Annotated in this window: 11 protein-coding genes; 4 read left to right on the top strand and 7 right to left on the bottom strand. The window is 56.0% G+C overall.

Annotation, left to right across the window (positions count from 1 at the left end; translation table 11 throughout):
• Nucleotides 1–15 precede the first annotated feature (15 nt).
• The 3 genes from C162_RS24110 to fucU are packed head-to-tail and all read left to right on the top strand — an operon-like array spanning nucleotide 16 to nucleotide 2,755.
• Nucleotides 16–1,596, top strand: a complete 1,581-nt coding sequence (locus C162_RS24110; RefSeq protein WP_235218510.1) for a rhamnulokinase — start codon at nucleotides 16–18, stop codon at nucleotides 1,594–1,596.
• 42 nt (nucleotides 1,597–1,638) lie between these two features.
• Nucleotides 1,639–2,289 (top strand): class II aldolase/adducin family protein, encoded by a 651-nt coding sequence (locus C162_RS24105; protein ID WP_036698548.1) that lies wholly within the window; start codon nucleotides 1,639–1,641, stop codon nucleotides 2,287–2,289.
• A gap of 25 nt (nucleotides 2,290–2,314) precedes the next feature.
• On the top strand, nucleotides 2,315–2,755 hold the full coding sequence (fucU, locus tag C162_RS24100; protein ID WP_036698546.1) for an L-fucose mutarotase: 441 nt from the start codon (nucleotides 2,315–2,317) through the stop codon (nucleotides 2,753–2,755).
• Nucleotides 2,756–3,703: 948 nt separating this feature from the next.
• On the opposite strand, the gene C162_RS24095 is transcribed toward fucU, so the two are convergent.
• The 7 genes from C162_RS24095 to C162_RS24065 all read right to left on the bottom strand — a co-directional run bounded on the left by C162_RS24095 (nucleotide 3,704) and on the right by C162_RS24065 (nucleotide 11,633).
• Nucleotides 3,704–4,546, bottom strand: a complete 843-nt coding sequence (locus C162_RS24095) for a sugar phosphate isomerase/epimerase family protein (protein ID WP_036698545.1) — start codon at nucleotides 4,544–4,546, stop codon at nucleotides 3,704–3,706.
• Nucleotides 4,547–4,855: 309 nt separating this feature from the next.
• On the bottom strand, nucleotides 4,856–5,542 hold the full coding sequence (locus C162_RS24090) for a rhamnogalacturonan acetylesterase (protein ID WP_036698817.1): 687 nt from the start codon (nucleotides 5,540–5,542) through the stop codon (nucleotides 4,856–4,858).
• 17 nt (nucleotides 5,543–5,559) lie between these two features.
• A complete protein-coding gene (gene uxaC, locus C162_RS24085) occupies nucleotides 5,560–6,981 on the bottom strand; it encodes a glucuronate isomerase (RefSeq protein WP_036698542.1) in 1,422 nt (473 codons plus the stop codon).
• 39 nt (nucleotides 6,982–7,020) lie between these two features.
• Nucleotides 7,021–8,508 carry a UxaA family hydrolase gene (locus C162_RS24080; RefSeq protein WP_036698540.1) on the bottom strand — a complete coding sequence of 496 codons (1,488 nt, stop codon included), beginning with the start codon at nucleotides 8,506–8,508 and terminating at the stop codon, nucleotides 7,021–7,023.
• A 125-nt stretch (nucleotides 8,509–8,633) separates the two neighbouring features.
• On the bottom strand, nucleotides 8,634–10,055 hold the full coding sequence (locus C162_RS24075) for a tagaturonate reductase (RefSeq protein ID WP_084649027.1): 1,422 nt from the start codon (nucleotides 10,053–10,055) through the stop codon (nucleotides 8,634–8,636).
• Between the two features lie 137 nt (nucleotides 10,056–10,192).
• The gene (locus C162_RS24070; protein ID WP_036698537.1) at nucleotides 10,193–11,188 is read right to left on the bottom strand and encodes a LacI family DNA-binding transcriptional regulator; all 996 of its coding nucleotides are present in this window, start codon (nucleotides 11,186–11,188) and stop codon (nucleotides 10,193–10,195) included.
• Nucleotides 11,189–11,414: 226 nt separating this feature from the next.
• Entirely contained in the window at nucleotides 11,415–11,633 is a 219-nt protein-coding gene (locus C162_RS24065; protein WP_036698535.1) for a hypothetical protein, read from the bottom strand.
• A gap of 199 nt (nucleotides 11,634–11,832) precedes the next feature.
• Between C162_RS24065 and C162_RS24060 the strand changes: the two genes are divergently transcribed.
• Nucleotides 11,833–12,939, top strand: coding sequence for a hypothetical protein (locus tag C162_RS24060; RefSeq protein WP_036698533.1), 1,107 nt, complete (start codon nucleotides 11,833–11,835; stop codon nucleotides 12,937–12,939).
• The last annotated feature ends 36 nt before the right edge of the window (nucleotides 12,940–12,975 follow it).

Here is a 12,975-nt window from a genome sequence, read left to right as displayed (position 1 = left end):
TGAAGAGGTGGGAAGATGACAGAGGCGAAGACGCAAGCTATGGACATAACCGGTGACCCGGAAATCCGGCTGCTGGCTATCGATCTGGGAGCCAGCTCCGGCAGAGTGATGCTGGGAAGCTACAGGGACGGGAAGGTGACGGTGGAGGAGATTCACCGCTTCCCTAACGGGCCGGTAGAGGTGAACGGACATTTGCACTGGGATGTGCAGCGGCTGCTTCAGGAGATCAAGCAAGGGATTGCGGCGGCTGCGGCAAGCTATGGACCGCTGCACTCGCTGAGCGTCGATACCTGGGGAGTCGACTACGGCCTGCTGGATGAGCAGGGTGAACTGCTGGACGTTCCGCATCATTACAGGGATCAGCGGATGACGGACATCGCTTCAGTACTGGAGGCTGCGTTGCCTCCAGCAGAGCAATTCAAGCTGACGGGCAACCAGTCCAGCCCGATTAATACGGTGTATCAATTGTTTGCCGATCTTATGGCGAAGCTGGAGCTGCGGACAACCGCCAAACAGCTGCTGATGATGCCGGATCTGTTCAATTATATGCTCAGCGGCGTGGCCGTGGCCGAGCAGACCATCTGGAGCACCAGCGGCCTGCTGAATCCGCAGTCCACAGCGCCTTCAGCCGAAGTGCTGCGCAGGCTGGAGCTGCCGGCTGCGCTGCTGCCCCGGCTGGTTCCGGCAGGCACGGTGCTGGGGGAGCTCCGGACCACACTCCAGGAAGAGCTGGGCAGCGGCCCGCTCCAGATCATTGCCGGAGCTTCGCATGATACGGCTTCGGCCGTGGCCTCCATTCCTTATGGCGGCTTCAGCTCTAGCTACGCTGAGTCCAGCAATGCCGATTCTGGTTGCGTTGATCCTGGCTGTGGCGATCAAGACCGGATCGACGGATTCAGCGATCCGCTGCCATCCGCTGCATTCATCAGCTGCGGAACCTGGTCGCTGGTCGGCCTGGAGACGGCCGAGCCTGTATTAAGCGATGCCGCCCGGGCCAGCGGCTTCACTAACGAGAGCTGCTTCGGCGGCACCAACCGGCTGCTGAAGAATATCACTGGCCTCTGGCTGCTCCAGGAGACCCAGCGGAGCTGGGCTGAAGCGGGGGAACCGCTCAGCCATCAGGAAGCTGCCGAGCTTGCCGGGCAGCTGGACCGGCAGGGTGCGTGCATAGCGGAGCTGGACCCAAACGATCCGCTCTTCAGCACACCGGGCGATATGCCGCTGCGGATTGAATCCTACTGCATCCGCACCGGACAGCCGGTGCCGCAGACCCGGGCAGAGATCATCCGTTCAATACTGGAGAGCCTGGCCCGGTCTTACGCGGATACGATCCGCGAGCTGGAGGCGCTCACCGGCCGTCCGGTGCGCTGCATTCACATGGTCGGCGGCGGCATTCAGAACAAGCTGCTGTGCCAGCTGACGGCAGATGCTACCGGCAAATACGTTATTGCCGGACCGGTAGAAGCGAGCGCGATCGGCAACATTTTGGTGCAATTGACGGCGCTTGGAACTATAGATCCCGCAGAGGTCCGCAGGGTGGCAGCCCGGTCTTGCTCAACGCTCCGGTACCAGCCGTCTTTATCACATCAGAACTGACAAACTTCAAGCAGCAATCAAGCAGCAATCAAGGAGGCAATTATGAATAATCATGAAGAAGAATTACGGCGCCAGATCTGCGATATCGGCCGTAATCTGTTCAACAAGGACTTCATCGCGGCCAACGACGGTAATATCTCAGCCCGCTTGTCGGCCACCGAGGTCATTACTTCGCCCACAGGAGTCAGCAAAGGGTATCTGCAGCCGCATATGCTGGTCAAGGTCAATCTGCAGGGAGAGATCCTGGATGCAGCGGAGGGCTACCGCCCGTCCACGGAGGTGAAAATGCACCTGAAGATTTACAATGAGCTGCCGGAGATGGGCGGGGTGGTTCATGCGCATCCGCCGTATGCTACCGCTTTTGCCATCAAGGGGGAAGCTCTGGACAAAATGATGATGCCGGAATCTGTCATTGCCATGGGCGACATTCCACTGGCGGTATACGGGACGCCTTCGACCGAAGAGATCCCGGATTCGCTGACTCCCTTCCTGGGCAAGAAGACGGCTGTGCTGCTGGAGAGCCACGGAGCCCTGACCTGGGGCAAGGATGTAATGGCTGCTTATATGAATATGGAGCGGCTTGAATATACGGCGAAGCTGACCTTCCTGACCCGCATGATCGGGGGAGAGCGCGAGCTGCCGCCACACCGGATTGAGGAACTTGTGGCTCTGAGATCATTCTACGGAATGTAATGAAGCCGGAGAGGAGACGAAGGCTATGCTCAAAAAAATACCCAAACTGCTCTCCCCCGAGCTTGTCCGCACCCTGATGGAGATGGGCCACGGTGATGAGCTGGTGCTGGCGGATGCCAATTATCCGGGACATGCGCTGCATTCCCGGGTGCTGCGGGCTGACGGGATCGGTATCCCCCGGCTGCTTGACGCGATCCTGGAGCTGCTCCCGCTGGATCATTATGCTCCGGCTCAGGCGGCCTTCATGGCCGTAGTGGAGGGGGACCCCACCGTTCCGGTGATATGGGACACGTACAAGGAGATTCTCACCCGGCATGATCCTGCGGTGCAGGTGGAGTATGAAGAGCGTTTTGACTTCTATGACCGCTCCAAGCACAGCTACGCCATCCTAATTACAGGGGAAGAAGCGCTCTACGGGAATATTATTCTCAAAAAAGGTGTGATTTCCCCCGAGGCCGGGGAATAGCGGCACCAAGCAACGGACCGCCCGGTTAGGCTATGGGCGGTCTTATTGCCTTGCATATAGCGCCAGCTTAGTCGACCGCTCGTTTAGAGGACGCTCATTTAGAGCGAATACCCTCAGATGTTGCAAGTTATGCAACCTGGCTACCCCAAAACCGGAGCCAGCCTGAGGATTGTTGCAGGAAATGCAGGAATGTACAGGCTTGTCTGCTTTGGTAGAGGAGGAATCCTGCTTTTTGTACAACAATACTAGCAATGAGTGTATATGTTGGGGGAGAAGCTGCAGTTTGTGCAAGATTATTGGTGCTAGTTTGTAAGTTATGATGCTAAGGCTATATAGCTATAAGTCTATTACTCTATTACTCTGTTACTCATACGTATATTGTATCTGTCCCTCTGTACGTTGCTGCACGGAAATACAGCACAAGGATGCAGCACAAGTACCCCATGCATCGATACGGCGGGGTACTTTTTGTACTGTACAGTAATCGTAATATCTGTCTGTCGTAGATAAAGGGAGTGTGTCGCTGGGAAGTATGTGTTGGCGCGAAGGTGAGTGGAGCAAATGTGTGTGGAAAACCGAATACGTTGGGCAGCAGTGAGGCATGTAGAGCAAATGTGTGTGGAAAACCGAATACACTGGGCAGGCTCGAGGATGCGTAAATCAGATACACCCAAAGTGAGCAACTCAGGAGCACAAGTGCCCCTGAATTCAGCAAACGCAGGCCAATTGAGCAAATGAAGAGCACAAGTGCCCCTGAATGCCCCCGATGCCCCAAAAGTGGGCGGATGGGTAAGACATAGTTAGTGACACAAGCTGTATGGACCGCACAAGTCCGTACCGCATCCCTCATTAATTACATCTCATTCATCACAAATCATCTCTAATCCAACATCCATTATTGAGCATCTCTTACCCAGCCACCTAACCTCCATCCGCAGGGCACTTTTGTTAAACCTCGTTATACATGTTCCGCAGGAATTGCGCACTGGCCTGGAGATGTTCCTCAGGAGTGCTCTCCAGCAGGCCCTGGATATGCGGGCGTTTATATTTCATGTAGCGGAGCAGCGGGGCGAAGTTCAGCATGCCTTGTCCGGCAGGAACGATGTCGATGGCGCCGTTCTTAACTGTGAAATCCTTCAGATGCAGGACCGCGATCCGGTTGCCGAGCAACTCCAGCGCTTCTGCCACAATCTGCTCCTGCTGAAGATAATTGTCCGGGGTCATCAGATTCGCGGCATCCAGTATAATTTGCAGGTTATTAGACGGCACAGTATCCAGCAGACGCCGGGCTAACGGGGCCGTGTAGAGCGGGTGGTTGACGCCTGCCTCGATGCCTACAGTTACTCCGAAGCGTTCGGCCTCAGTAACCATGGCACTAACGGAGTCAACCACTTGTCCAAAAGCCTCCTCCGTGAAATTATCCGGCGTATATCCCTGACCTACGCTGCCGGTCTCCGTACCAACCAGACTCGCGCCGAAGTCACGGGCCAGCCGCAGATGAGTGTTGAAGTCGCTCAGCGCCTGAGTACGCTTGCCAGGGTCGGCATCAATAATGTTCACATAACAGCCGAGGACAGCAATCTTGATACCCGCTTGTCTGAAGGAATCGCCATAGTACGCAGCAACACCCGGACTAAGTGCGCCAAGCTCAGTCACACTCTCCGGAAAAGACTTATGCAGCGCCAACTGAATTGCCGGGAAGCCATGCTCCTTCAGCTTATCTATTAATTGCGGCAGCGGACACCGCTTGAAGTCATGGGCACGGACGCCCAGGTGAAATGGAACGGTCATAGGGTTAGACTCCTTTATATTCAGAGGTAAGAGTTCGTATGGAACGCCGCAGGGCTGGTTCCCGCAAATCAGGCCGCCTATGTCCAAAAGTGGTCACAGGCGGCCTGGTCATGCTGACTGAGGATTGAAGCAACATCTAAGCATGGCGAATAATGTGCGGTATGTTTGCGATGCCCTACAGGCGGATGCACAACCTAATCCGCACGACACACTCGTCTGCATCCCTCGCCTACACCCGCAGATCGGCTGCAGCAGCTTCAGCTCCATAGACTATGCGAGCGCTTCTGCTACCTTGTCTGCAACCCCCGCCTACACCCGCAGATACGGGTGCAGCAGCTTCAGCTCCGCACACTGTGCGAGCGCTTCGGCTACCAGCGATGCGATTTGCTGCGCCCCGGATCTGGAGAAATGCGTGTCATCCGTAATGCCGTCCGGATAGTTGGGGCGGGCACCCGGCGGCAGGTGCATGAACAGCCCGGCTGATGCTTCGGCTCCCAGTCTGCGGTAGAGCTGCTGGGAGGCGGCAAAAACATCAAGCAGAGGCGTTCCGGTCTCCCCGGCAACCTCCCGCATGACCTGCGGATAGAGTCCGACCGCCAGCGGATCAGGTTCACCATCCGGGGTGAACCTGCGGCGGCTGACCGAGGTCAGCAGCAGAGGCGTACAGTCCCGGTTGCGGGCGGAATCGATGAATACCTTCAGATTCTCGCGGTAATCGGTATGCGGCTCCGTGTAACGGAGAGGGTCCTCCAGCTTCTGGTCATTATGGCCGAACTGGATCAGCAGGAAGTCTTCGGGGAGGAAGTCCCGCTCCATGTCTGCCAGTCTGCCCTCAGCCAGGAAGGAGCGTGTGCTCCGTCCGTTGATGGCCCGGTTCTCAATCCGCACCTTCCTGCTGACATACTGCTGCAGGTATTCACCCCATCCGGCCATCGGCCATTCCCCGCCGCCCTTCTGGGCGGCGGTAGAGTCTCCGGCGATATAGATTGTCGGCATCTTCAGCATTCCTCCATCTAGACGGAGATCCCGGCTGCACTGCCTGCAGTCTGGAACCCGAAATATCCGGCTGCGTTATTATAGGAAATATCCTCGACCATAGCCCCTAGGATGGCGAGGTCATCCGGCGCTTCACCGCGTTCGGAGAGTTCACCGAGCAGCCCGCACAGGACGCGGCGGAAATATTCATGCCGGGTATAGGAGAGGAAGCTGCGCGAATCGGTCAGCATGCCGACGAAGTTGCCGAGCAGGCTGCCTTCGGCCAGCAGGGTCAGCTGCTGGCGCATGCCGCTGCGCGTATCGTTGTACCACCAGCCGGAGCCAAGCTGGAGCTTGCCGGGGGTGTCCTTCTGGTAACAGCCCAGCAGAGCCAGCAGGGCAGGGTAGTCGCCGGGATTCAGCGAGTAGAGGATCGTCTTCGGCAGGCCGCTGCCGCTCTCGGCCCGGTCAAGCAGCTGCGACAGTGCTGTGGTCAGCGGCAGATCGTTGATGCCGTCATAGCCGGTATCCGGTCCAAGCCGCTGGAACATCGGCGTATTGTTGTTGCGGTAAGCATGCAGGTGAAGCTGCATAGTCCAGTCCTTGTCATGATAGAAGCCGATCAGCGCGGTCAGCAGCTCAGTGCGGTAGCGGGTGATTTCCTCCGGCGACAGCGCAGCTCCCTGCATTCTTTTGGCAAAAATAGCTTCAACCGCTTCAGGTTCACCCGCTTCATAACGCAGAACATCCAGCGCATGGTCCGACAGGCGGCAGCCCTGCTCGTGGAAGAAGGCAACACGGTTACGCAGGGCATCCAGCAGCCCGGCATAGCTCTTGACCGGCAGGCCGGAGGCCGACTCCAGCTTCCCGATCCAGGCGGCGAAGCCTTCGGCATCGATGTTCAGCGCCTTGTCAGGACGGAAGGTCGGGAACACCTGGAAGGCAGTCTCACTCTCACTCAGCAGCTTGTGATACTCCAGGGAATCTGCCGGATCATCGGTGGTGCAGATCACCTTGACACCGCTGCTGCGGATCAGTCCGCGCCGGGTGAAGCCCGGCTCAGCCAGCTTACGGTTGACCTTCTCCCAGATGGCCGGCGCCGTAGCTTCATTCAGCATCTCCTCTACACCGAAGAAACGGCGGAGCTCCAGATGTGTCCAGCTGTACAGAGGGTTGCCTACTGCCTTAGGCAGTGTACGGGCCCAGGCCAGAAATTTATCATAATCAGAGGCGTCACCGGTAATATGCGATTCAGGCACGCCGTTCGCGCGCATCAGCCGCCACTTGTAATGATCGCCGTACAGCCAGGCTGCGGTCAGATTCTCAAATGACTGGTCCTCATAGATTTCGCGCGGGTCCAGATGGCAGTGGTAATCGATAATGGGCATGGTTTTGGCGTAATTATGAAAGAGTAGCCGTGCTGTTTCGCCGGACAACATGAAGTCCTCGTTTAGGAACATGAATAGGATCTCCCTTTGAATGGATTGGAATAAGTTCTACTACAAAGTAACGCCTGTTTTGAAAATAGCCAGCTCACGCACTTCATTCTGCTCGTTCCGTGTTTTTTGGCCGCTGGCGACATCAATGATATACGTGATGAATTCCTCCAGTACATCGGCCATCGGTGTTTCCAGCAGGGGACCGGCGTTGAAGTCCATCCAGTGGCCTTTTTTGGCAAAAAGGTCGTTGTTCGTTGCTATCTTAACCGTAGGCACAAAGCTGCCGAAAGGCGTGCCGCGGCCCGTTGTGAACAGCACGAGCTGGCAATCCGAAGCGGCAAGCGCGGAGGCAGCGACCAGATCGTTGCCGGGAGCCTGCAAGAGGCTCAGTCCTTTTTTGCGCAGCTTCACGCCATACTGCAATACATCCACCACTGGTGACGATCCGGCCTTCTGGGTGCAGCCGAGCGATTTGTCCTCCAGCGTGCTGATGCCGCCGGCCTTGTTGCCCGGAGACGGATTCTCATAGACAGGCTCACCGTAAGAGAGGAAATACTGCTTGAAGTTATTGATCAGCGAGACGATATCATCATAGACCTCCTTACTCTCCGCGCGGGCCATCAGCACCTTCTCCGCACCGAACATTTCCGGTACCTCCGTCAGCACCGAGGTCCCGCCCTGGGAGATAATGAAGTCGGAGAATGCGCCTAGCAGCGGGTTGGCTGTAATACCGGAGAACCCGTCAGAGCCGCCGCATTTCAGCCCGATGTTCAGCTCACTGAGCGGAACCGGCTCACGAACGTCGTTCGCAGCGGCTTCATACAGCTCCTCCAGCAGCACAAGACCGGCCTCAAGCTCATTGCCTACCTCCTGAGCCACCAGGAATTTAACCCGGGATTCGTCATGATCGCCCAGCATGCTGCGGAACTCGGAGACGATATTATTCTCGCAGCCCAGGCCGAAGACGAGTACACCGCCTGCATTGGGATGATTGACGGCATCGAGCAGAATGCTGCGGGTCATGCGGTGGTCATCGCCCAGCTGGGAGCAGCCGTAAGGATGCTTCAGCACGGTCAGGTTATCGAATCCGCCAAGATCGGGATGCTCGGCCTTGAACTCCTGAAGCATCTGCTCGGCCACGCCGTTCACACAGCCCACAGTCGGAATAATGAACAGATCATTACGGATGCCCACCTTGCCGTTACTCCGCCGGTACCCCTGGAAGGTCAGATCACGGCGCGGATAGATTACCGGATGGACATCAGGCACATACTCGTATTCTTCCTCGCCGGACAGATTGGTTTTGATGTTATGCGTATGAATCCAGTCGCCTGCGGCAATTGGAACTGTGGCATGACCGATCGGAGATCCGTATTTGGTAATCGTATCTCCGCTGCTGAAGCCGGTCAGGGCAATCTTATGACCCTGCGGAATCTCCTGGGCGGCCTGAACCGTCAGTCCGTCTATCGTCAGTTCTTCTCCGGCAGCAATCGGCCTCAAGGCTACAGCTACCGTATCTCGCGGGTTCATTTTCATTAAGTTTTTCATGTTGACCCTCCTAAAAGTTTGTAAGCTGCGCTTCCCTGAAATTCTTCGTACAAACTCGCTTCGGAAGCATATGCCAAGTTTGTAAGTCTGCGCTTCCCTGAACTTCTTCATACAAACGAGCGGGTTCAGCCGACGAGTTCCTGTAATGCTGCGCGGGAATCTTCACGCTCCAGCTGCTGCAAGTGGGCGGCAACCGCAGCAGCCAGTCCAGGCAGCTGGGTCAGATCCTGTCCCCACAGGCTGGTGTCGGCTAGAATAGTGTTCACGAAGCTGGCCGGCTGGCTCCAGGCCTGATCGAACACTGCCAGTACCTCTGCGCCGTCCTGCCGGGGAATACGGTCTCCACGGTAGCTGAGCAGCAGGGCGGCGAAGGCGAGAGTCATCCGCTCCGGAAGCTTACCGCGTTCCTGTTGGTAGCGAAGCAGGACCGGGAGCAGGCGGGCCTTGAATTTGGAAATGCTGTTGAGCGAGATGGAGGTCAGCTCATGGCGGATGAACGGATTGCGGAAGCGCTCCTGTACGGCATCGGCGTAGGACAATAGCTGATCAGCAGGCAGATCCAGCATAGGAATCAGTTCCTCTTCGATCAACTGCTTCACGAACCGGGAGAAGGTACCGTCATTCATGACGTCTTCAACCGTCTCAAGCCCGGCGAGCAGGCCCAGAGGAACCATAGCAGTATGCGGTCCGTTCAGCAGATGAACCTTGCGTTCGCGGTAAGGCGTCATATCCGGTGTCACCACCACATTCAGTCCGGCCTTGGCCAGCGGCAGGCGCTCTGCCAGAGACTCCGGTCCTTCAATAACCCAAAAGAGGAAAGGTTCTGCGGTTACCATCACGTTATCGAGATAGCCCAGCTCAGCTTCCAGGGCAGCAGCCTGGTCACGCGGATAACCAGGAACAATCCGGTCGACCAGACTGCAGCAGAAGGTGTTCTCGGACTTCAGCCATTGCAGGAATTCTGCGCCAAGGTTCCAGTCAGCCGCATAACGTTCTACGATCTCCTGCAATTTCTCGCCGTTACGGTCAATCAGCTCGCAGGGGATAATGACGAAGCCTTTCTTGCCAAGCTCGAAGCGGCGGTGGAGCAGCGCAGTCAGCTTGCCCGGGAAGCTCTTAGGGGGAGCATCATCTGCGTGGTCGCCTGGAAGATAGGCAATACCAGCTTCGGTAGTATTGGAGGTAATGAACTCCAGATCATCATTCTCGGCGAGCGCGAGATAAGCTTCATAATCGGTATATGGGTTAATCACCCGGCTGACCGAGCTGATAATTTCGCGGGAATTGACGGTCTCGTTGTCCATGATGCCATTCAGCAGTACGGTGTAGAGGTTGTCTTGAGCGGCCATCAGTTCAGCTACTCCGCCTGGTCCCTGCGCAATAGGCTGAATGAGGACGGCGCTGCCGTTGAACAGACCCTGATTGTTCATTTGCTGCAGCTGCCAGTCCACGAACGCACGCATGAAGTTGCCTTCGCCGAACTGAATCATCCGTTCAGGATGGAGGGTTAGCTCCGGGTGAGTGCTTCTGGATAAACGGTTTGTCATAGTGGTCATGATCTCCTTTAGAATACAGTGATAAATTGCACACGTTAACATTTTATTTTAAGCAAGATACGGAATTCCTTCACTTCTCCAGGAAGGCTCCGTATCTGCAGAAAATAGCGTCTGGGGTTCTGGTAGAGTTATTCTGCGGCCACCGTATCCCGCACAACCAGCGAAGTCTTGACGAACAGCTGCTGCGGCGGGGTCTCCGGCTGCTGAAGCAGCTGGATCAGCATGGTGATGCCCAGTTCACTGATCTCAGCAATCGGCTTGCGGACGGTGGTCAGGGCAGGATTCGTATAGCGGGCGAACATCATATCGTCGAAGCCGATCAGTGAGATCTGCTCCGGTACCCGGACCTTGTGGGCATAGCAGGCATTCATAGCGCCAATCGCCATATCATCATTGGAGCAGAACACAGCCGTAGGCCGGTCCTCCAGGCTAAGCAGCTTGCTCATCGCGGCATATCCGCTCTCAATGCTATAATCTCCTGCGGCAAAATAATCGGGATTCAGCGGAAGCCGGCCTGCAATCAGACTGTCCAGGAAGCCCTGCTTACGTTCGCTTGAGGACTTGAAGCCGGGCTTTCCTTCAATAATAGCCAGCTTGCAGTGACCCTGCTGCACAGCATAATCAATCGCTTCCTTCACGCCTTCGCGGTCATTGGCCACCACGTTCATGATGCCCGGGTCCTCGAGCTGGCGGTTCAGCACCACTAGCGGAATGCCCATCTTCTTCACATGATAGATGAAGGCATTGTCTTCATCGCTCTGGCTCATGACCAGAATACCATCGAAGCGCTGCGGCTGAATATTGCTGAAATGCTGTACACCGTCGATCCCGTTTACCGTCAGATTATAGTTCTCATCGAGGCTATGCGTAATGCCTTTGATCGCATCCACCAGGAAGCTTGCGGAAGTCCCCTGCTCAATACTGGAGAAGAACAGGCCAATGATGAACGATCTCTTGGTGACCAGGCTCTTGGCGCTGTAATTGGGCACATAATTCATTTCGGAGGCGATCCGTTCAATCTTATCCCGGGTGGCTTTCTTGATCAGCGGGTTGCCGTTCAAAGCCCTCGATACGGTAGTATGGGACACACCGGCAACACGGGCAATATCTTTGATGGTAATCATAGGTTCTCCCCGGGTACATGGAATTGTTAACGATTTCAGTTTAATTCTCCAGCAGCGTCAAGTCAATAGTTTATTGGAATGCACACGTTAATATTTTGTGAAAAGTGAACGCAAAAACGGACCCGGATCAGGGTCCAGGGTCTGCGTTTGAAGAGGGGAGGGAGGATCAAGGGCGAGCGCTGTTTCTCCTCTGTTTCTCCTTTGATGAAGAGACCCCGAAGCCTTCTCAGGCATGGTTGTGCTGGAATTTCGTAATGTCGCGGGCGTAATGTGAGGTGGTGCCGTCGAATCTTTTCAGCCGGACGTACTCATCAGAGAATTTCTCAACGACTCCGCTGCCTACCTGGGAATACATTCCGTCAGGGTCAAGCTGGAGGGCAGATACGAAGGTCTGTGACAGTGCGGCTACGAAAAAATCAATATTTTTAACAAGTGTCTGTGGCAAAAAGTCCCAGTCCTTTCATCGGATAAATTCAACATCAGCGGGAAAAAACTTAAATCTTATTGTACGACAGGCTGCCGGTTTTGAACATAGGCTATACTTTGTGTATATATATCCAGCCGGAAGTTGACACAGGGATGTCCGGTTCGTATGTTATGCTCTCATTATAAGAGAATCCAATCACAGCAGGAGGAATTCAAGAATGGCCGAACCCCTGAAAGCAATGTACAACCAAGAATTCCTGCACAGTCTGGGAATGAAAATTAAAGCTGTCTACGGTTCGTTTGAGCTAGGCCGCTTCATTGCTGAGGCGATGAAGGAGCCGTGGGAGGAGCTGGAGCTGAAGGCAAGGATGCGGCGGATTACAGAGACGCTGGGCAGCTGCCTGCCCCCGGCCTATGAGGAAGCGCTGAAGATATTGTATGCGATAGATAAGGACTGTGTCGGCTTCCCGTATCTGATCTTCCCGGATTTCGTGGAGGTGTATGGCGGAAGCGGGGAGCACTGGGAGCTATCGATGGAGGCGCTGGAGCGGTTCACCCCGGGGTCCTCGGCGGAATTTGCCGTCAGGCCGTTCCTGCTGCGTGATCCGCAGCGGATGATGGACCAGATGCTGGTCTGGGCGGAGCATCCGGGGGAGCATGTACGGCGGCTCGCCAGCGAGGGCAGCCGTCCCCGACTGCCTTGGGGCCAGGCATTGCCGGTGTTCAAGCGCGACCCGTCTCCGCTATTGCCGCTATTGGAGAAGCTGAAGGCTGACCCGTCACTCTATGTGCGCAAAAGTGTAGCCAACAACCTGAACGATATCGCGAAGGATCACCCCGATATCGTCATAGCCACTGCCCGCAACTGGCTGGGCAGTGATGTGAATACAAACTGGATTGTGCGGCATGGCTGCCGCTCGCTGATCCGCAAAGCCGACCCTGAGATCATGGAGCTGTTCGGATATGCCCAGGAGGAGAGCGGCACCCCGCTGGTCAGCTCGGCTGCCTTGGCGGCTGACTCGGCCGTGCTGCGGATCGGAGAGCACTGTGAGCTGCAATACGCTCTGACGATCCGGGAGGGCGGTCCGGTGCGCATCCGTATTGAATACGGGATCAACTTCGTCAAGGCCGGCGGCAAGACCTCACGCAAGCTGTTTCTTTTATCCGACAAAACCGTGCCCGGCGGCACCAGACTCTCCGGTACGCGGACCCACCGCTGGGCCAACCTGACCACACGCAAGCACTATCCCGGTGAGCATACGATTGTGCTGCTTGTGAATGGACAGGCTGTTGCCGATACCTCACTGCTGCTTGAGCCTGAGTGATAAGGCGGAGATCTTTGAAGCATCCATACCCAAACA

The sequence above is a fragment of the Paenibacillus sp. FSL R7-269 genome (assembly GCF_000517865.1).
Classification (GTDB): domain Bacteria; phylum Bacillota; class Bacilli; order Paenibacillales; family Paenibacillaceae; genus Paenibacillus_AQ.
This window is presented reverse-complemented; position numbering and strand designations above follow the sequence as displayed.